At 72.1% G+C, this 18,664-nt stretch carries 15 protein-coding genes; 8 read left to right on the top strand and 7 right to left on the bottom strand.

The features are described from left to right. Window positions 1-301: 301 nt before the first annotated feature. Entirely contained in the window at window positions 302-868 is a 567-nt protein-coding gene (locus WME76_RS31230) for a hypothetical protein (protein ID WP_437955900.1), read from the bottom strand. 299 nt (window positions 869-1,167) lie between these two features. On the opposite strand from WME76_RS31230, the gene WME76_RS31225 reads away from it, so the two are divergent. After that, on the top strand, window positions 1,168-3,429 hold the full coding sequence (locus WME76_RS31225) for an ATP-binding protein (protein WP_437955899.1): 2,262 nt from the start codon (window positions 1,168-1,170) through the stop codon (window positions 3,427-3,429). Window positions 3,430-3,484: 55 nt separating this feature from the next. On the opposite strand, the gene WME76_RS31220 is transcribed toward WME76_RS31225, so the two are convergent. From WME76_RS31220 to WME76_RS31205, 4 genes are all read right to left on the bottom strand, one after another. Continuing rightward, window positions 3,485-4,003 carry a nuclear transport factor 2 family protein gene (locus WME76_RS31220; RefSeq protein WP_437955898.1) on the bottom strand — a complete coding sequence of 173 codons (519 nt, stop codon included), beginning with the start codon at window positions 4,001-4,003 and terminating at the stop codon, window positions 3,485-3,487. A 55-nt stretch (window positions 4,004-4,058) separates the two neighbouring features. Continuing rightward, window positions 4,059-4,469, bottom strand: coding sequence for a response regulator (locus WME76_RS31215; RefSeq protein WP_437955897.1), 411 nt, complete (start codon window positions 4,467-4,469; stop codon window positions 4,059-4,061). Between the two features lie 125 nt (window positions 4,470-4,594). Continuing rightward, window positions 4,595-6,952: a phosphoribosylformylglycinamidine synthase subunit PurL gene (purL, locus tag WME76_RS31210; RefSeq protein ID WP_437955896.1), complete on the bottom strand. Its 2,358-nt coding sequence runs from the start codon at window positions 6,950-6,952 to the stop codon at window positions 4,595-4,597. A gap of 52 nt (window positions 6,953-7,004) precedes the next feature. Continuing rightward, window positions 7,005-8,279, bottom strand: a complete 1,275-nt coding sequence (locus tag WME76_RS31205) for a PP2C family protein-serine/threonine phosphatase (RefSeq protein ID WP_437955895.1) — start codon at window positions 8,277-8,279, stop codon at window positions 7,005-7,007. 352 nt (window positions 8,280-8,631) lie between these two features. Between WME76_RS31205 and WME76_RS31200 the strand changes: the two genes are divergently transcribed. The 7 genes from WME76_RS31200 to WME76_RS31170 all read left to right on the top strand — a co-directional run bounded on the left by WME76_RS31200 (window position 8,632) and on the right by WME76_RS31170 (window position 16,165). Continuing rightward, complete coding sequence (locus tag WME76_RS31200; RefSeq protein WP_437955894.1) at window positions 8,632-9,645, top strand: LolA family protein; 1,014 nt, start codon at window positions 8,632-8,634, stop codon at window positions 9,643-9,645. Continuing rightward, window positions 9,645-11,699, top strand: coding sequence for a class I SAM-dependent methyltransferase (locus WME76_RS31195; RefSeq protein WP_437955893.1), 2,055 nt, complete (start codon window positions 9,645-9,647; stop codon window positions 11,697-11,699). The genes WME76_RS31200 and WME76_RS31195 overlap by 1 nt, the downstream gene beginning before the upstream one ends. Beyond that, complete coding sequence (prs, locus tag WME76_RS31190) at window positions 11,696-12,619, top strand: ribose-phosphate diphosphokinase (protein WP_437955892.1); 924 nt, start codon at window positions 11,696-11,698, stop codon at window positions 12,617-12,619. The genes WME76_RS31195 and prs overlap by 4 nt, the downstream gene beginning before the upstream one ends. A gap of 109 nt (window positions 12,620-12,728) precedes the next feature. Continuing rightward, on the top strand, window positions 12,729-13,649 hold the full coding sequence (locus tag WME76_RS31185) for a class I SAM-dependent methyltransferase (RefSeq protein ID WP_437955891.1): 921 nt from the start codon (window positions 12,729-12,731) through the stop codon (window positions 13,647-13,649). 319 nt (window positions 13,650-13,968) lie between these two features. Then, entirely contained in the window at window positions 13,969-14,202 is a 234-nt protein-coding gene (locus WME76_RS31180; RefSeq protein WP_081427035.1) for a hypothetical protein, read from the top strand. A 463-nt stretch (window positions 14,203-14,665) separates the two neighbouring features. Then, window positions 14,666-15,136, top strand: a complete 471-nt coding sequence (locus WME76_RS31175; protein ID WP_437955890.1) for a ferritin-like domain-containing protein — start codon at window positions 14,666-14,668, stop codon at window positions 15,134-15,136. A gap of 240 nt (window positions 15,137-15,376) precedes the next feature. Next, window positions 15,377-16,165 carry a leucine-rich repeat domain-containing protein gene (locus WME76_RS31170; protein WP_437955889.1) on the top strand — a complete coding sequence of 263 codons (789 nt, stop codon included), beginning with the start codon at window positions 15,377-15,379 and terminating at the stop codon, window positions 16,163-16,165. Between the two features lie 25 nt (window positions 16,166-16,190). Here WME76_RS31170 and WME76_RS31165 read toward each other — a convergent pair whose 3' ends face one another. Together WME76_RS31165 and WME76_RS31160 are read right to left on the bottom strand one after the other, a co-directional pair. Next, the gene (locus WME76_RS31165; RefSeq protein ID WP_437955888.1) at window positions 16,191-17,885 is read right to left on the bottom strand and encodes a M23 family metallopeptidase; all 1,695 of its coding nucleotides are present in this window, start codon (window positions 17,883-17,885) and stop codon (window positions 16,191-16,193) included. Next, window positions 17,882-18,490, bottom strand: coding sequence for a hypothetical protein (locus WME76_RS31160; protein ID WP_437955887.1), 609 nt, complete (start codon window positions 18,488-18,490; stop codon window positions 17,882-17,884). Before WME76_RS31160 ends, WME76_RS31165 begins: the two co-directional genes overlap by 4 nt. Between the last annotated feature and the right edge of the window lie 174 nt (window positions 18,491-18,664).

Here is an 18,664-nt window from a genome sequence, read left to right as displayed (position 1 = left end):
TCCCTGGATCGAAGCAGTCCCTGCGGAAATGTATTACGGAGCCCGCACTTCGAGCGTACGTGAACCGGACGCTAGCGGCCAAATTCGCTGCATTTCTGGCCGCCGGGGGCCGGTCCCGCGGCGCATTGCCGGTTGGCCCGCCCATTGCTCAATGTATCTGGCAGATGTCGCTCCCGGTCGCCGTTCTGTTTCAGGGGGACTCGACGGGAGCGGCCCCCCTGGCACATCGTTCGCAATGCATGCCGCCGTCCCTGGGGGGCGTCGAGCGAGGTGATCGACGGCAGCGACTGCCGGGCGATCGTTACCCCGCCGCCACCCGGATGCCACGGTGCTTGCTATCGGGCTCCTTGATTGACTTGACGCCGGACGCCGGCGAGGACTTCGGTTCACCTGATGACAGCCGCCTTGAGGCGATGAAGGAGGATGATTGAGGTGCGCATCGCGCGCGCCGAGCGAGTTGGCTTATCGTGATCAGCTTGTCGATCTTGGTCCGAGCTTCTCTTACCTCTTCTTCGGCTCTCGAACGACTCTGCTTCATGTCTCGCTTCAGCTTGTCCCGTCGCTTCTCTTGAGCTTGTTCTTGCGATTCAAGTCTGCGCTTGATACTTCGCCTTGCTCTTTCGCTTTGACTGGCTTCTTGGATTGTCTTACCCTTCAGCTTCGTCTTTTCTTCCTCTTCGTTCTTGGTTTCAGTTCTTTTCTCTTCGCTTGATTCCTGCTTCTGACTCTCTCTTCTGATTCTCTTTTTCTCTCTCTTCTGATTCCCGCTTCTTTCTTCCTTGATCCCGCTTCGTATCGCTTTCCTCTCTTCTCTGTCTTCTCTCTCGTGACCGCGGGCCTTGTCGGGTACCGCCGGAGGATCCCCCATCCGCCGGCGCTCCTGTGTGGCCCCGGTGGATCCGGCAGCGGATCCCAGGCCGGCGGGCTCTCCCGACCGGCCTTTCTTTTTTTTTGACGCGCGGACGGCGCGCGGGAGGGCGCGGCCGCGCGCCCCGCCGCTGAGCGCGCCCGGCCGGAGCAGCCCCGGGCGCGGGGGCGCGCGGGTCCGGGCCGAACCGCTCGACCCCGCCGGCGAGTTCCACTAACGACGAGCGGGTCGAGCGAACCGCCGCGTCCTCCCGCCGCCTGGGTCGTCGTCGAGGGGCGCGGTCCAGCGGAGAAGCGGAGATGATGCAGGAGCATCGCGGTGGGCGCGGGCAGCGCGTCGACCTCACGAATTGCGCGGCCGAGCCCATCCACATCCCCGGCAGGATCCAGCCGCACGGCGCGCTGCTCGCCCTCTCTTCCGGCGATCTCGCCGTCCGGCATGTCAGCCTGAACGTCGGCGCCCTGCTGGGGAGCGGGCCGGAGGCGCTCCTCGGGCGCGCGCTCCCCGATCTCCTCGCGCTGGCGGGGGGCGGAGATCTCGAGTCCGTCCTCCGGTCGCCGGACCCCTCCGCGATGAACCCCCTCAAGGTGAGGTCCAGGGACGGCGGCGCGGGCGTGTGGCTCGACGCGATCGTGCACCGGGCGGGGGAGCGGCTGATCGTGGAGCTCGAGCCCGCGGCCTCGCCCGGCGACGTGTCGCTCTCGAGCGTGTACCGCGTGAGCCACGCGGCGATCGAGCGGATCCAGTCGGCGGACGGGCTCTTCGAGGCCTGCGACGTGACGGCCGAGGAGATCAAGCGCCTGACCGGGTACGACCGGGTGATGATCTACAGGTTCGATCGCGACTGGAACGGGGAGGTCATCGCCGAGGCCAGGGAGGCGGACATCGAGCCTTATCTCGGGCTGCGCTATCCGGCCTCCGATATCCCGCCGCAGGCGCGGGAGCTCTATCTCCGGAACTGGCTCCGCATCATCCCGGACGTCGGATACCAGCCCTCGGACATCGTCCCCCAGCCGGACGCGCCCATCGATCTGAGCTTCTCCGTGCTCCGGAGCGTCTCGCCGATGCACATCCAGTACCTCAAGAACATGGGTGTCGGCGCGTCGATGAGCGTCTCGCTCATCCGCGAGGGCGTCCTCTGGGGGCTCATCGCCTGCCACCATCGCACCGCCAGGCCGCTGTCGTTCGAGATCCGGCAGGGCTGCGAGCTCTGCGGGAGGTTCCTGTCGATCCAGCTCGCGGCCAAGGAGAAGCTCGAGGACAGGGGGCGAAAGCAGGAGCTCAAGGCCCTGAGCGACGAGGTCGTGACCACGGTCTCGCGGCAGGAGGACCTCATGGTCGGGCTCGCGGAGAGCGCCGGAGCGCTCATGAAGCTCGCGGAGGCGTCGGGCGTCGCCCTCTTCCACGGAGACGCGGTGACGGCGCTCGGGCTCTCGCCCGCGCCCGAGGAGCTCAGGAGCCTGCACGCGTGGATCCGGCGCCACGTCGCGGATCAGCCGGTGTTCCACACCGAGAGCCTGGCGCGGCTCGAGCCCGGCCTCGCCGGCATCAAGGACGCGGCGAGCGGCGTGCTCTGCATCTCCATCCCCGAGCCGGACCCCTGGTACGTGGTCTGGCTCCGGCCCGAGGTGATCCAGACCGTGAGCTGGGGCGGCAACCCCGAGAAGCCGGTGGAGAGCTCGGCCGAGGGCACCGTGCTCGGCCCCCGGCGCTCCTTCGCCCTGTGGAAGCAGACCGTCGAGCTGACCGCCGTCGCCTGGAGGCCCGCCGAGATCGAGGCGGTCGAGCTGCTCCGGCGCGCGCTCATCGAGCTCGATCTCACGCGGCAGGTCGTCCGGGAGCGGAGCGCGCGCGCCGCCGCCGAGCGGAGCAACGCCGAGCTGGACCAGTTCGGGTACATCGTCGCGCACGACCTCAAGGAGCCGCTGCGCGGGATCAGGTCGTTCTCGACCTTCGTGATGGAGGACGACGGGGCGGCGCTGTCGTCCGAGTCGCAGGGCCACCTGCGGCGCATCGGCGACCTCGCCGGGAGCACGATGGAGTTGATCAACTCTCTTTACGAATACTCCCGCGTCAGCCGGGTGGACTTCGCCTTCGGGGAGGTCGACCTCGGCGAGGTGCTCGCGGACGTCGAGCGGCGGCTCGCGGGCACGCTCCGGCAGCGCGGCGCCGTGATCCGCGCGCCGCGGAGGCTCCCCAGGGTGTTCTGCGATCGCATCCGGATCGGGGAGGTGCTGGCGAACCTCATCTCGAACGGCATCAAGTACAACGTGAGCCCCGAGCCCTGGGTGGAGGTGGGGTTCGACGAGACCTCCATCCCCACGATCTTCCACGTCAGGGACAACGGGGTGGGCATCCCCGCGGACGAGCGGCACCGGCTCTTCACGATGTTCGAGCGGCTCTCGACCGCGGCGCAGTACGGCGAGGGGACGGGCTCGGGGCTCGCCATCACGCAGCGGATCGTCGAGCGGCACAAGGGGAGGATCTGGGCGGAGTCGCCGCCGAGCGGGGGCACGACGTTCTACTTCACGCTCGCCGAGGCGCCCCTCACGGACCCGTGAGCCCGGGCGAGGCCGCGCGCGTCGACCTCGGGGCGCGCGGCGCACGTCGGAGACGTCAGAGGCCGTCGCCCTCGGGCGCGCGCCGCGGGTGGACGGTGGCGGAGACGATCTTCCAGTCGCCCTCGACCTTCTCCATCCGGAGCGCCACGGGCAGCTCGTCGCGGCGGACCGGCTGTCCGTGCCGCGCGCCCGTGACCGTCGCGGTGGCGGTCACCGCGGCGGTCATGCCGGCGGGGTCGACCTGGATGTCCGTGTCGCCGAAGCTCACGTCCGCGGTCTGGTAGACGATCGCGGCCTGGGTCGCGGCCGCCGTGAGGTCGTCCCGGCCGCTGAGCCGGTCGTCGATCTCGACGATGCGGGCGCTCGCCTCCTTCGTGAAGATCTCGGAGAACTCCTTGCGAACGCGGCCGTGGCGCACCAGCGGGTTCCGCTCGCCGTCGTCGATGCGCACCGCGTCCTCGAGCTGGGCGAGGCGCTCGCGGATCCGGTCCTCCTCGGAGGGCGAGAACAGCAGCGCGACGACGGCGAGGACGACGCCGACGGCGATGAGCCCGAGCGGGAGCCAGCGCTTCATGCAGGGAGTATAGGCGACGGCGCCGCGGATGGCGCCGGCGCGCGGTCGAGGCCCGTCAGGCGCGCAGGCTGACGGCGGCGAGGGCGCAGACCTTGAGCGCGCTCAGGATCGCCTCGCGGAGCCTCGCGGAGCCGAGCACCTCTTTCCAGAGATAGCCCGCGATGCCGAGCGACTGCGCCCGCGTCAGCATCATCGGGGCCGGCTGGCCCGTGATGAAGATGACGGGGGCGTCGGTGATGCGCTTCAGCTTCTCGAGCACCTCGAGGCCGTCCATGTCGGGGAGGCGGTAATCGAGGATGATGCAATCGGGCGGGCTCTTCGCGCACTCCTCGATGGCGGCCTTCCCCGTGGGCGCCTCGATCAGCTTGACCTCGATGTCGGCCCAGTCCTTCAGGTAGCGCCGGTAAATGGTGCGATCGATCTCGCTGTCCTCGACGAGGAGGACGACTGCCTTGCGGAGGGCCATGGAGACCAGATTCCCTTCTCCGGGTGTCGCGCGCAATGTGGACGGCGTCGATAGCGCGTGGGGCGTCGCCCGGATGGTCGCACGGGCAGCCCCTGACGCGGCTGGCCGCTGGCTCGGACGAGCCGCTAGCTCCCGACGATCGGATCGAGGCACCGGTCGCGCGCGTCGCGGAGCGCGCCGAGGGCGACGTCGATGACCTCGCCGCCGGCCGCCTCGATGGTGAGGCGGTCGCCGCCGGTCGCGCCGAGCTCGACGCACGGCACGCCCGCGGCCTTCGCCCTGCGCGCGACCTCGGGCGCGTCCTCGGGCCGGACGCTCACCACGATGCGGCTCGGCGCCTCGCCGAACAGCGCCTCGGCGAGCTCCTCGCCCTCCGGCAGCTTCACCCGGGCGCCCACCATCGCCGTCGGGTCGTCGACGGCGGCGCAGCACTCGCCGAGCGCGATCGCGAGCCCGCCGTCCGAGACGTCGTGCGCGCTCTGGAGCAGCCGCGGCCGCGCGCGCGCGAGCTCGAGGCAGAGCCCCTGGAGCCGCGCCTCGCGGTCGAGATCCAGCGCGGGGCTCGGGCCCTTCACCTCGCCGGTGTGGCGCGCGACGTACTCCGAGCCGCCGAGCGGGCCGCCGCGCGGGTCGCCGAGCAGCAGCACCGCGAGGCCGGCGGACGGGAACGAGGCCCGCAGCACGTCGCCCGCGTCCGCGACGAGGCCGACCACCGCGACCGTCGGGGTCGGCAGGATCGCGCGGCCGTCGGTCTCGTTGTAGAGCGACACGTTGCCGCTGACGACGGGCACCGAGAGCGCGCGGCACGCCGCGGCCATGCCGTCGATCGCGAGCGCGAACTGCCGCATGATCTCCGGCCGCTCGGGGTTGCCGAAGTTGAGGCAGTCGGTGAGGCCGATCGGCTCGGCGCCCGCGCACACGACGTTGCGGCACGCCTCGGCCACCGCCATCGCCGCGCCCTGGAACGGGTCGAGCTCGCAGAGGCGGCCGTTGCAGTCGCTCGAGAACGCGAGCAGCTTCTCGAACCGCTGGCCGTCCTTCTCGCACGGGACGCGCACCACCGCGGCGTCGCTGCCCGCCCGGACCTCGGTGCCGCCCCGCACGATCTGGTCGTACTGCCGCCACACCCACGCGCGCGAGCCGAGGTTGGGCGAGCCCGCCATCGCGAGGAAGAGCTCGGACCAGGAGGGCGGCGCCGGGATGGCGCGCGGGTCGAACGCGCGGCGCGCCGGCAGCGTGGCGTCGTCGCGCTGCGGGCGGTCGTACTTCGGCGCCGCGTCCGTGAGGAAGTCGACAGGGAGATCGCAGACGACGACCGGTTGGCGGGCGGTGGCGGCGACGCCGGCCGCCGCGCCGCCGAGCGGGTCGTAGCCGGGCGTGGCGCGCACGACCCAGCGGCCCGTGTCGGTCACCTTGCCGATGATCGCCGCGTCGAGCTCCCACTTCGTGCAGATCTCGATGACGCGCGCCTCGCAGCCGGGCTTCGCGACGAGGAGCATGCGCTCCTGCGACTCGCTGAGGAGCATCTCGTACGGCGTGAGCCGGGCGGCGCGCCGCGGGACGAGGTCGAGGTCGAGGTCGAGGCCGCTGCCGCTCCGGCCCGCCATCTCGACCGACGACGAGGTGAGCCCGGCGGCGCCCATGTCCTGGACGCCGACGAGCAGGTCCTCCGCGAAGATCTCGAGGCACGCCTCGAGCAGGAGCTTCTCCATGAAGGGATCGCCGACCTGCACGGTGGGCCGCTGGCTCGGGCCGCCCTCGGAGAACTCGTCGGAGGCCATGGTCGCGCCGTGGATGCCGTCGCGCCCCGTCTTGGCGCCGACGTAGAGCACGTTGTTGCCGACGCCGCTCGCGCGCCCGTAGAAGATGCGGTCGGAGCGGACGACGCCGCAGGTGAAGGCGTTGACGAGGATGTTGCCGTCGTAGGCGCGGTCGAAGACGAGCTCGCCGCCCACGGTCGGCACGCCGATGCAGTTGCCGTAGCCGCCGACGCCCGCGACGACGCCGCGGAGGAGCTGCGCCGTGCGCGGGTGGTCGGGCCGGCCGAAGCGGAGCGAGTCGAGGTTGGCGATGGGGCGCGCGCCCATGGTGAAGACGTCGCGCAGGATGCCGCCGACGCCGGTGGCGGCGCCCTGGTAGGGCTCGATGTACGACGGGTGGTTGTGCGACTCCATCTTGAAGACGGCCGCGAACCCGTCGCCGATGTCGACCACGCCGGCGTTCTCGCCGGGGCCCTGGATGACGCGCGGGCCGGTCGTGGGCAGCCGGGAGAGGTGCACGCGCGAGCTCTTGTACGAGCAGTGCTCGCTCCACATCACGCTGAGCACCCCGAGCTCGGTGAACGTCGGCTGCCGCCCGAGCCGCTCGCGCGCGCGCTCCCACTCGCTCGGCGAGAGCTTGTGCGCCTGCGCGAGCGCGAGGTCGACCGGCGGATCGCCGGGGAAGGAGGAGGGGGACGGGGAGTTCACAGGGTCGACAGCCATCGCGGCCCTAGCTAGCGCAAGGACGCAGAGAGGGGAAGCGGGTGAGCGCGCTCTAGGCGTCGCGCTTCACGAGCAGCGCGGTGAGGTCGTCTATCTGCTTGGCCGAGCCGGCGAAGCGGCGCACCTCGGCGAGGAGGGCGCCGAGGATGTCGGAGGTGGGCCGCGCGTGCAGGCGGTGGATGAGATCGCCCACGCGCTCCTTGCCGAACACCTGGCCGGCGGCGTCCTGGTACTCGTAGAAGCCGTCGGTGAGCAGCACGAGGAGGTCGCCCGGCGCCATCACGAGGGGCGGCGTCGGGGGCAGGTCGAGGTCCTTGAACATGCCGAGCGGGACGGTCGACGGATCGCGCCACACGATCTGGCCCTCGGCCGCCCGGTAGTGGAGCAGCGGCCCCTGCCCGGCCGCGTGGTAGCGGAGCTGGTGCGTGGTCGGGTCGAGGATGCCGAGGAACGCGGTGATGAAGCGGTCGTTCGGCAGGTCCTCGATGAGCTGCTGGTTGATGTGGTGCATCAGCGCGTCCATGTCGGCCGAGAGGCGGAGGCCGATGCGGAGCATGGCGCGGAACTGGGTGACGCTGAGCGCGGGGCCGATGCCGTGGCCGGCCGCGTCGGCGAGCAGGAGGAGGATCGGCGACGCGTCGGAGCGCTCGTCGAGCCGGATGACGTCGTAGATGTCGCCGCCGGTGTCGTCGGCCGGCTTGCTGAACGCCGACAGCGAGTATCCGGGGCAGCGCGGGAGCCGCCGCAGCAGGATGTTCTGCTGGATGTCGCGCGCGATGGTGAGGTCGTGCTCGAGCTTGATCTTGATCATGCGCTCCTCGAGCAGGAGCGTGCGCTGGACGGCGACGGCCGCCTGCGCCGCGAGCAGCTCGGCGACGTCGCGCTCGTCGGGGCCGAAGTGGCCCACCGCCGAATTCAGCATCTGGAGCACGCCGACGAGCTTGTCGTCGAGCCCGATGAGCGGCACCGTGATCAGGGATTTCGTGTGATATCCCGTCCGGCGGTCGATCTCGGGGTTGAACCGCGGGTCGGCATAGCAATCGTCGACGACGATGGTCTGGCGCCGGCGCGCGCACTCGCCGGCGATGCCCTTGTCGATGCTGACGCGGATCTGCGCCTCGCCCGTGGCGACACGCGAGTAAAGCTCCTTGGCCTCCGCGTCGTAGAGGAAGACGCTGCCGCGGTCCGCGTCGATCACCTCCCGCCCCGTCTTGATGATGAGCTCCAGGAGCTCCGTGAGATCGCACGGCGCCGCGAGCTTGCGCGACACGTCGAGGATCAGGATGAGCGACGACGCATCGATCAGGGAGGGAGTGCCCACGCGCATGCGGCCGGAGAGTTTGGGCTACGTGGAAATAGGGGTCAAGACATGGTCTCGCCCGGGATGTCCGCGGCGAACCCGTTACCCGGCGCGTCGCGCCGCGCTCGCACGGGATCGGCGCTCGGCGCTTCGTCCTGGGGCGACGTTTTCTCGAGCGCCGGCGGTCGAGAGCGCCCCGGCGACGAGGCGAGAGCGCCCCGGCGACGAGGCGAGAGCGCCCCGGCGACGAGGCGAGAGCGCGCGAGCGCGTGATCGACGTCGGCGCTCGCGGCGCTCGCGGCGGTGGAGTCGGCGCTACCACCTCGGCCCTACCTGTCCTAGAACACGCGACGCACACTCCCTTGAAAGCGAGCTCTTCATGATCCGCCTCCGTCTCGCCGCCCTCGTCCTGCCCGCTGCCCTGGTCGGGGCCGCGTGCGACGCGCCGCCCGCGCCCGTGGGCGCGGCGCCCGACGCGTCGCCCACCCCCGCCGCGCCGGCCTCGGACCCGCCGCTCTCCTCCGCCGCGCAGCCCGCCGCGCCGCCGGCGAGCGCCGCCGCGGCGCCCGAGGACGCGGGCGCGCTGGCCGTGGCGACGGACGCGGCGGCGCCGGATGCCGCGGGCGCGCCGGCGGGAGACGCGGGCCAGCGCCCGCCGCGGGACGCCGGCGGCGCGGCGGAGCCGACGGACGCAGGCGCCGTGGCGGCGGCGGACGCGGGCGGCGGGCCCGCCGAGACGCCGGCGGCGTCCTCCGCGCCCGGCGTGGGCGCGCCGCCCCCGGTGCCGCCCGCCGAGGCGGGATCCGCGGAGGCGGTGGCGGCGGAGGTCGACACGATCTTTGTGGGCAAGAAGACGTACCTGGCGCGCTTCAAGCAGGAGCACACCCAGAAGATCTCCGGCGCCGTCAAGAAGCAGAGCGGCGTCGTGTCGGTCGAGAAGCCGAACAAGATCTCGTTTCGCTACGACCCGCCGAACCAGAACCGCATCGTGTCCGACGGCGTGTCGCTCAAGGTCTACGTCGCCGAGGACCGGCAGATGTTCGTCACGCCGGTGCAGAACTCGGAGTATCCGGGCGCGCTCTCGTTCCTCATGGGCCACGGGCTCCGCCCGTCGTTCACGTTCACCTTCAACGAGAAGGCAAATTTCGAGGGCGGCCCCGTGCTCGTCGGGAAGCCGCGCGCGCCGACTCCCCACTACGACTTCGTGATGTTCTATATCGACAGGGCGCTCCTCGCGAAGAAGGACCCGGGCGTCATCCGGCGCGTCCTCATCGTCGACGCGCAGGGCAACCGGAACCGGTTCGACTTCGAGAACGCGTCGCAGCCCGCGTCGATCGATCCCGCGGAGTTCCGGTTCACCGCGCCGCCGGGCACCGACGTCAAGCAGAACTGATGATCCCGCGACTGGCCCTCTCGGAGCTCTTCCCCGACTTCCATCCGGAGTGGATCCTCGCCGAGGACGAGGACCTCATCGTGGTCGACAAGCCCGCTGGCATGTCGACGCACGCGCCGGAGGCGGACCGGATCGACGACGTGGTGACGCGCCTCCGCGCCTTCCTGCGCGGCCGGGGCGCGGCCGACGACTACCTCGGGATTCACCAGCGGCTCGATCGCGACACCTCGGGGGTGCTCCTGTTCACGCGCCGGCGGGAGGCGAACGCCTCCGTCGCGCGGCAGTTCGAGGGGCGCACGGTACAGAAGACGTACGTCGCCGCCGTCTCAGGCTTCGGCGACCGCGCGCCGCGCGGCACCCTGCGGCACCGGCTCGTCCCGGCGCCGGGCGGCGCGATGCGCGCGATCGCCGAGGCGGGCGCGGGGCGAGAGGATCGGGGCGGGGGGCGAGAGGATCGGGGCGCGGGGCGAGAGGATCGGGGCGGGGGGCGAGAGGATCGGGGCGCGGGGCGAGAGGATCGGGGCGCGGGGCGAGAGGATCGGGGCGGGGGCGGCGCGCTGGCGATCACCCGCTACCGGCTCCTCGAGCGCCGCGGCGACCGCGCCCTGCTCGAGCTCCGGCCCGAGACCGGCCGCACCCACCAGCTCCGCGTGCAGCTCGCCGCGATCGGCCTGCCGATCGTCGGCGATCCGGTCTACGGCGGCGCCCCGGCCCCGCGCCTGCTCCTGCACGCGGCCGAGCTCCGCCTCGACCACCCGTCCACGGGCGCGGCCGCGGCCTACCGCTCGCCGCCGCCGGCGGCCTTCGAGGCGTGGCTCGCGGCCGCGCCGGCCGACCCGTACGCGGGGGGCGTCGAGGCCGTCGAGCGCGCCATGCGCGAGGCCGCCGAGCGGCGCTACGGCGTCGCGCGCGCGGGCGACACCACGGCGCTCCGGCTCGTCCACGGCGCGGGCGACGGCCTGCCCTCCGTCTCGGTCGACCTCTACGGCGAGCACCTCGTGGTGTCGCTGTTCGGCGGCGGCGAGGGCGAGCCGGGCGCGCCGCCGCGGGACGTCGTGCTCGACGCGGCCCATCGGCTCGGGGCGAAGGGCGTCTACGTCAAGGTGCGCCCGAAGCACGCGAGCGTCATCGTCGACGCGCGCCGCGAGGAGTTCGCGCCGCGGCACGCCGTCCGGGGCGAGAGCGCCCCCGAGGAGTTCGCCGTGCTCGAGCACGGCCTGCCGTTCAAGGTGCGGCTCGGCGACGGGCTCTCGACCGGCATCTTCCTCGACCAGCGCGAGAACCGGCGGCGGGTGCGCGAGCTCGCCCGGGGCGCGCGGGTGCTGAACCTGTTCGCCTACACGGGCGCGTTCACCGTGGCGGCCGTGGCGGGCGGCGCGCGCGAGAGCGTCACGGTCGACGTGTCCCGGGGCGCGATCGCGTGGGCGCGCGACAACCTCGACGCGCTCGGCGCCGATCCGGCGGCGCACGTCGTGGTCGAGGCCGACGTGTTCCCGTGGCTGAAGGCCGCGGCCCAGGCCGGCCAGCGCTTCGATCTCATCGTGCTCGATCCGCCGAGCTTCGCGACCACGAAGAAGAGCCGCTTCAGCGCCGCGAGCGATTTCGGCGCGCTCGCCGCGCTCGCCTTCCGCCTGCTCGCCCCGGGCGGGAGGCTGCTCGCCTGCACCAACCACCGGGGCATCGCGCGCGCCAGGTTCCGGCGCCATTTGCACGAGGCCGCGCGTGAAGCAGGATGCGACGTCGTGCAGATGAAAGACCTCCCCGATCCCGTCGATTTTCCGAGCGAGCCAGGCACGGAGTCCCATCTGAAGAGCGTCCTCGCCAGCGTGGGCGCGCCGGGCGCGCCGGCCGTGAAGGGCGCGCCGGCCGTGAAGGGCGCGCCGGCCATGAAGGGCGCGCCGGCCATGAAGGGCGCGCAGGCCATGAAGGGCGCGCAGGCCATGAAGGGCGCGCAGGCCGTGAGGGCCGCGAAAGGCGCGCCGTTCGCGAGGGCCGCGAAGCCTGGAGGCGCGCGCAAGGGGCCGGCGCGGCCGTCCCGCCGAGGTGCGCGATGAGCCAGCGCCGTCTGCTGATCACGATCCGCTCGTACGCGTACATGGAGCCTGCTTTCCTCGCCGCAGGCGACTTCGAGCCAGGCCTCGTCGAGCGCAAGAGCTTCCCGGACGGCGAGCGCTACCTGCGCGTCGCGGTCGACTGCTGGGGGCGCGATGTCGTCCTGCTCGGCGGCGCTCCCCAGGACCTCGACTGGCTGGAGATCTACGACCTCGGCTGCGCCATCTCGCGCGCCGGCGCCCGGTCGCTCTCGATCGTGATGCCGTATTTCGGCTACGCGACCATGGAGCGGGCGGTGAAGCCGGGCGAGGTGGTGACCGCGAAGACGCGGGCGCGGCTCATCTCGGCGATCCCCACGTGCGACGCGGGCACGCGCATCTTCCTCTTCGATCTGCACACCGACGGTATCGAGTTCTATTTCAGCGACTCGCACGTGACGCGCCACCTCTACGGCGCGCCGCTCATCACGCAGGCGGTCCGCGAGCTGATGGGCGACCGGCCGTACGTGCTCGCCGCCACGGACGCCGGCCGGGCCAAGTGGGTGCAGAGCCTCGCCCGCACCCTCGGCGTCGACCCGGCGTTCGTCTACAAGGAGCGGCGCGGGGACGGCGTCAGCATGACCGGCATCAACGCCGATGTCTCCGGCCGCGAGGTCGTCATCTACGACGACATGGTCCGCACCGGCTCGTCGCTCGTCCAGGCGGGGCGCGCCTACCTCGCCGCCGGGGCCTCGAAGGTCCACGCCGTCACCAGCCACCTCGTCCTGCCGGGCGACTCGCTCGAGAAGATCAGGAAGGCGGGCGTGTTCACGACGCTGCTCGGCACCGACTCGCACCCCGGCAGCCAGCAGCTCGCCGACACGCCCGGCGCCCTGCGCTCGGTGGCGCCGCTCGTCGTGCGCGCGCTCGAGCGCGAGACATAGGCACGTCCGGCGGGGGGGATCCCCGTACCGCATCTTCCGGTCCCGTCCATGGTCTCGGAGAGAAGGGACCTCAGACCCGCCGAGCCGCGCGCTGGCCCCTTCGGCTGGCGTGCCGCACCGCGGCAACAGCGCAGCTTTGTCCTGGACCGAGGTGGAGAACCGTGTTTTGGTTCCGCGCGGCATCGCCCGATCGGCGGCCTTCCCTGGAGAGGATGCGATGAGCGACGTGACGTCATCTGCCGGAGACAAGGCAGGAAAAGCGCACTGGAGTCGAGTGTGGTCGCAACGGTCGATCCCGAAGCCGGTTGACCCGCGCGCGCGCGGGCTACGGCAATACGTGCTCCAGGCCTTTCATCGTCAGTTCGTTCGCGCGTTCGAGGGGATGGAGACGAAGGGCCAGCGGCTGCTGGAGGTCGGCTGCGGCCGATCGGCCTGGCTCCCCTACCTCGCCCGGGAGTTTGGCTTTCAGATCAGCGGTCTCGACTACACCGAGATCGGTTGCGAGCAGGAGCGGGAGATCCTCGCGCGCGCTGGCATCCCGGGAGAGGTCGTGTGCGCGGACCTGTTCGATCCGCCGGAGCGCTTGGTGGGCGCCTTCGACGTCGTCGTGTCGAACGGCGTGGTCGAGCACTTCGAGGACACGGCCGGCTGCCTGCGCGCGTGCGCTCGTTACCTGCGCCCAGGCGGGCGGATCATCACGGAGATCCCGAACATGTGCGGGCTCGTCGGGTGGGTGACCAAGCTGACCGACCGGGCCAACTACGACGTCCATGTGCCGCTCGACCGTGAGGCGCTGGTGCGGGCGCATCGCGATGCGGGGTTCAACGTCCTGTGGAGCGAGTACGTCCTCCCGATAGACGTGAGCCTCTTCGGCGTGGGCAGCATCGGGCCGCGCTGGCTCCGCGTCCCGGCGGTGGGCGCGGCGTCCGTGGTGTGCAACGTCGTGTGGGCGCTCGACGCACGTGGTCTGGTCCCCGCGCCGAACCCCGTCACGTCCCCCTACATCTTCTGCGTTGCCGAGAAAACCTGACGTCTCGATCTCGTCACGATCCCTCGCTCCGACATGGGTTCCGCGGCGGAGGAGAGCGCTCCGCCGCCTTCCCCGATGCTGCTCCGCGGTCTCTCGTCTCTCTCTCTCTCTCGTCCCCTGGCGCTCTCGACACCCTGGCGGCTCGATTCTCCCAGCAGCGCGTCGCCCGCTCGAGGAACGGCGATCTCCGCCGTGGGGCGCTGCCCGCGGCGCGCCGGTGCGAGCGCCACGTGGCCCAGCGCGCGGCGCTGAATTCCCTTGCCCGCGCCGATCGGCGCGTGGATGCTCTCTCCCCGGATGCGCGGGTCGCGCAGAAAGGATGAGCGTCGAGGCCATGGACGAGCTGGTACGGCAGGTCGCAGAGAAGGTTGGCATCTCGGAAGACAAGGCCCGCGTGGCCGTGGAGACGGTGGTCAATTTCCTCAAAGCGAAGCTCCCCGCTCCGCTCGCCGCCCACGTCGACACCGCGCTCGGCGCGGCGGCCCCCGCCATCGCCAACCTGGACGTGGGCAGCCTCGCGGGCTCCCTCGGCGGCCTCTTCGGCAAGAAGTAGCGGCCTCACCCGCGCCGCGCTGCCCGGGCGCTCTCTTCCACCGATCGCCTCTCCTCTCCTGATCTCGGCGACGAGACCTCCGCTCACGGCGGGAGGGCGGGCGCTCATGTCCAGGACGCGCCGGGCCCATCGCTGCATCGCCCGGCGCGAGCAGCCCTCCTGAGCCGCGGCGCCTCGCGGTCCCGTCCCCGCCGTGGGGCCGCAGCCTCGATCTGGGTCGCGCCTTCGCATTCCGCCGTGCGCGCGGGCTCCGGCGAGCGGCGCAGGCGGCGCGGGCGGCGCGGGGAAGATGACGAGCGCGGAAAGCCGCGGGGTTCCTGGACGACGCGCGCGCCGCGATGCATCGCCGCTGCACAGGCGGGCTCCGGCACCGGGCTTGCGAGCGTCGAAGACCTGGAGAAGCATCCGCCCACCTCTCTCTTCGCGGGCGGTCGAGCTTCCGCGGTGAGAGGAGCGATATTCCATGGCGTCCGTGATCGGCGGCGAGGCCGCCTTCATCGGGTCTTTGGCTGAACTGATCGAGCTCAATTGGTCCGCGGTGGACGCGCTCGCAACGGCGCTCGCGCGGATGAGCCGCCCAGGCGACAAGAGCCGGCTCGCGAGCTTCCTGAAAGACCACGAACGCCACCTCGAGGAGCTCGCCGCCCTGGCCCAGGAGCTCGGTGAACCCCCCCTGGACACCGTCGTCCGACCCAAGCTGAAGAGCAGAGCGCTGACCCACGGGATCGTTGGAGACCGCGCGATCCTGGAGGCGATGAGGCATTACGAAGAAGATAGCTGCGCTGTCTACGAGCGGATGCTCGCGTCCCGAGAGGGCCTCTCCGACCGCGCGCGCGACGCCCTGAGCCAGTCGCTCGCCGTGGAGCGGCGTCACCGGGAGTGGTTCTCGGAGCAGCTCGACTCCCGGCAGGGGCTGCTGCTCTTGCCCCTGTAGCGCGCCTCGCCTGCCGGCGTTCTCGTGGCGCCCCCGCGTGCAGCGCCTCCGTGTCGATGATGACTCCGTCCGGATCGAAGATTAACGCTCGGGATCGATCCATGTTCCCTCGAGCTCCGCCGGGAGCGCGGCTGCGGCGCCGGCCGACCCGGTGAAGACCTGTCTGGCGCGCGCGATCCGATCCATGAGCGTGCTTTGCGACGGCGGTTTTCTTTCGCGGTCTCGTGTATCATCGACGCGATGAATCGTCCTCTGGTGCTTGCGTCCCTTGGCCTTGCTCTCTCGCTCTCGGGCTGTGACGAGCCCGCGAAGCCCTCCGCTCCGGCGGCCTCGGCCGCGCCCGCCGCGCAGGCGCCTGCGTCCGCGCCCCCCGCGGCGAGCCCTGCGGCCGTGGCCAGCGCGCCGCCGAAGCGGCAAGAGGTCGTGTGCACCAGCAAGAGCGACCCGGTGACGTTCTCTCATCCTGCGCTCGAGGCGCGGGTGCGGCAGCAGCTCCAGAAGCCCGAGGGGCCGATCAAGCGCGCCGAGCTCAAGAACATCAAGACGATGAACCTGTCCGACGCCCAGGGGCTCGACGAGCTCGATCCGTGCATCTTCTCCGAGCTCACGGGCGTCAAAGGCCTCTACCTGCCGCCCGGCAAGATCGACGATCTCCGCCCGATCAAGGGCCTGCTCCGGCTCGAGTCGCTGCGCGTGTCGGCCACCCTGGTCAAGGACCTCTCGCCGCTCGCCGGCCTCGTGAAGCTCGACCGGCTCGACATCGGCCGCACGCCGGTCAGCGACATCTCGCCGCTCGCCGGGCTCACCAACCTGACCGAGCTCCAGCTCGACGAGACCGAGGTGACGGATCTGAGCCCGCTCGCCGGCCTGAAGAAGCTCGAGATGCTCCAGATGAAGCGGACGCGGGTGAGCGACGTGTCGCCGCTCCAGGGGCTCAAGAGCCTGAAGAACGTCTACCTCGAGGGCTCGCGGGTCGAGGACGCGAGCCCGCTGCGGACCATCCCCGGGATCAAGATCCACGAGGGCTGACGAGGTCGGGCGCGCGCGGCCGGGATCAAGGTAGACGAGGGCCGACGAGGTCGGGCGACGCGTCTCCGCCGTGCCGCCTCCGCTCGGCCGAGCGCCGGCGCGCCGCGACGAGCGCCGCCGCCGCCGCGAGCAGCCCGAGCTGCTGCCAGCCCGCCGCTGCCCCGCCCGCGCTGCCCGCGCCGGCGGCCCCGCACTCGCATCGGACCTGCCCGTGGATGCCGCCGTTCATGTGGGGCTCGTCCTCCTCCGCGGCGCCCCCGGCGCCGCCGATCCCGCCGGAGCCGCCGGCCCCGTCGGCGCCCGCGCCGCCGCCCTCGCCGCGCGGCGAGGGCGTGTCGATGACGTAGAGCGCCGGCCCGGAGCCCTGCGCCAGGAACGGGCGCGGCGGCAGCGCCGGCCCGAGCGGCAGCGCGGCGAGCCGCGCGACCGGCCAGACGACGGCCTCGCCCGGATCGAGCGTCCACGCGGCGGCGGCCTCGGCGTCCGGCACGGCCCGCCGCGCGGCGCCGTCGACGAGCCACACGGAGGTCGCGCCGTCGTCGCCGCGGACGAGCAGCGGCGACCCCGGGAACGCGTCGCCCTCGGGCAGCGCCTCGAGCATCGCGTCGGGCGCGGTGGCGACGTCCCAGAACCGCGAGAACCCCCACGTGTCCAGCGCCTCGACGTCGCCGATCGGCCGCCGCACGCCGTCCGGCAGCTCGAGCGGGCACGAGAGCGCCTTCGGGCTCCCCTCGAGCTCGACCTCCTCGCCGGTCAGCGCGTCGACGCCGTAGGCGCGGACCGCGTGCTCGCCCCCGAGCAGGCTGAGCGGCATTCGCGCCCCGAAGCCGTGCGCGCACGAGCCGAGCGACGCGCAGAGATCGTCCCGGTGCCGGTCCGCGGGGAGCGTGTAGCCCACCGCGCCGGCGTCCGTCGCCGCGCCGTCGAAGTAGAGCCGCGCGCTGTCCGGCGCGCCCTCGGCGTCGGGGTCGCGGACCCAGCCGCTGATGCCGGCGCAGCCCGCGGACTCCAGCGCTCCCGCGGGCGGCTCGTTGAGGAGCGCCCGGTACGAGGCCACGAGCGACGTGTAGGGCGGCACGTAGACCATGCCGACGCCGCTCACGGACTGCCGCACGTTGAAGTGCAGGTGAATCGTCGTCGGCGTGTCGCCGAAGACGTTGGACACCCGCCCGATGCGCTCTCCCCGCGACACGGCCTGTCCCGGCGAGACCTGGACATTGGACATGTGCAGATAGTCGTAGCGGGTCCCGTCGTCGCCGGTGAGGTACACCGAGTAGCTGCCGACGCTCGTGATGGTGCCGTCCGCGACCGCGACCACCCAGTACTTCCCCGCCTCGCACGTCGGCGGCCGGACGTCCTGCCCCTGGTGGCCTGCCCCGGAGGGGCAGAGCGGCATGTCCCACGACCGCGACTCACAGAAGTTGTCGCGCCACGGATAGGCGTAGTTGTCCGCGTCGCACTGGCCGCCGGCCGGGCCCGCGCTCCCGCCTTTGCTGTACACCTGGGAGTTGGCGAACGCGGGGCCCTCCTCGAGGGGAAAGCGCATCGAGGGCGCATACACGACGTCGTCGGCGCGCCCATCGCCCGAGCCCGGGACGAGCTCGCCGGCCGGATGGTACGAGAACGGATCGGCCGCAGCCGCGCGCGGCAGCAGCGCGAGCGCGGCGGTCGCGACGAGCGCGGCTGCGGCGGCGGGGCGGGGGCGGCGGGGCACGCTCATGGCCCGTTCCCCGTCACCTTCACGCCGGCGCCGCCCACGTACACGAGCTCCGCGGCGAGCTCGCGGACGAGCGCGTCCGAGGCACAGGCCGGCGCCTCGGGCGAGGCGCACTCGACGTCGAGCGCGTACGAGACGCCGTTCTCTGTCCAGGCGGCGCTCCAGATGCCCTCGTTCGCCGTGACGAACGCCGGCTCGCCGCGCACCGAGTGAGCCCCGCGGAGCGGTGGAATGCTTGGATATTTGTGGGAGAGCCGGGTCATCGTGAGCGAGACCGTGAGCGACTCCGTCCTTGCCCAGAACGACGTCCAGTGATCCCTGGCCACGATGACCGGGGCCGCGAGCAGCTCGCGGCGGGACGGCACGAGCACGGGCACCTGCGAGGTCCGCGCGGCGTGGGCCGCCGTCCTGGGCAGCGCCGCGAGCGCGCCCCTGTCGACGGAGGCGGCCGGCGGCCAGGTGACGGTCGCGATCACCGGGGTCACCACCGCGGCAGCGGACAGGGCGGCCGCCTGATCGCGCGGCGCCTCGGAGGGGGGGGCGGTCGGCTCGCACGCGGCGATCGCAGCGGCGAGGAGGATGGATACAGCAAGCGGCGCGCCGCGCATGGGCTCTCCCGGAAAGGGACCCTCTATTCTAGTCGAAAAAATGCACTCCTCGCCAAGAGATGACGTGGCGCGCGCACGATGTCGTCGGGATGTGACCGGGACGACTTGACGCTTTGCGTGATGGTGCGTTGAGCAAGGCCATGCCGCGACGTCGGGCCTGCGGCTGCTGCAGCC

It is taken from the genome of Sorangium sp. So ce119, from assembly GCF_051524405.1.
Classification (GTDB): domain Bacteria; phylum Myxococcota_A; class Polyangia; order Polyangiales; family Polyangiaceae; genus Sorangium; species Sorangium cellulosum_G.
This window is presented reverse-complemented; position numbering and strand designations above follow the sequence as displayed.

What these genes read in the sequence shown, in the direction of transcription:
- WME76_RS31205 (WP_437955895.1), bottom strand. Translation starts at nt 8,279, where the DNA reads ATGCGCGTGGGCACTCCCTCCCTGATCGATGCGTCGTCGCTCATCCTG.
- purL (WP_437955896.1), bottom strand. Translation starts at nt 6,952, where the DNA reads ATGGCTGTCGACCCTGTGAACTCCCCGTCCCCCTCCTCCTTCCCCGGC.
- WME76_RS31180 (WP_081427035.1), top strand. Translation starts at nt 13,969, where the DNA reads ATGAGCGTCGAGGCCATGGACGAGCTGGTACGGCAGGTCGCAGAGAAG.
- WME76_RS31230 (WP_437955900.1), bottom strand. Translation starts at nt 868, where the DNA reads ATGGGGGATCCTCCGGCGGTACCCGACAAGGCCCGCGGTCACGAGAGA.
- WME76_RS31225 (WP_437955899.1), top strand. Translation starts at nt 1,168, where the DNA reads ATGATGCAGGAGCATCGCGGTGGGCGCGGGCAGCGCGTCGACCTCACG.
- WME76_RS31170 (WP_437955889.1), top strand. Translation starts at nt 15,377, where the DNA reads ATGAATCGTCCTCTGGTGCTTGCGTCCCTTGGCCTTGCTCTCTCGCTC.
- WME76_RS31220 (WP_437955898.1), bottom strand. Translation starts at nt 4,003, where the DNA reads ATGAAGCGCTGGCTCCCGCTCGGGCTCATCGCCGTCGGCGTCGTCCTC.
- WME76_RS31200 (WP_437955894.1), top strand. Translation starts at nt 8,632, where the DNA reads ATGATCCGCCTCCGTCTCGCCGCCCTCGTCCTGCCCGCTGCCCTGGTC.
- WME76_RS31175 (WP_437955890.1), top strand. Translation starts at nt 14,666, where the DNA reads ATGGCGTCCGTGATCGGCGGCGAGGCCGCCTTCATCGGGTCTTTGGCT.
- prs (WP_437955892.1), top strand. Translation starts at nt 11,696, where the DNA reads ATGAGCCAGCGCCGTCTGCTGATCACGATCCGCTCGTACGCGTACATG.
- WME76_RS31160 (WP_437955887.1), bottom strand. Translation starts at nt 18,490, where the DNA reads ATGCGCGGCGCGCCGCTTGCTGTATCCATCCTCCTCGCCGCTGCGATC.
- WME76_RS31195 (WP_437955893.1), top strand. Translation starts at nt 9,645, where the DNA reads ATGATCCCGCGACTGGCCCTCTCGGAGCTCTTCCCCGACTTCCATCCG.
- WME76_RS31165 (WP_437955888.1), bottom strand. Translation starts at nt 17,885, where the DNA reads ATGAGCGTGCCCCGCCGCCCCCGCCCCGCCGCCGCAGCCGCGCTCGTC.
- WME76_RS31215 (WP_437955897.1), bottom strand. Translation starts at nt 4,469, where the DNA reads ATGGCCCTCCGCAAGGCAGTCGTCCTCCTCGTCGAGGACAGCGAGATC.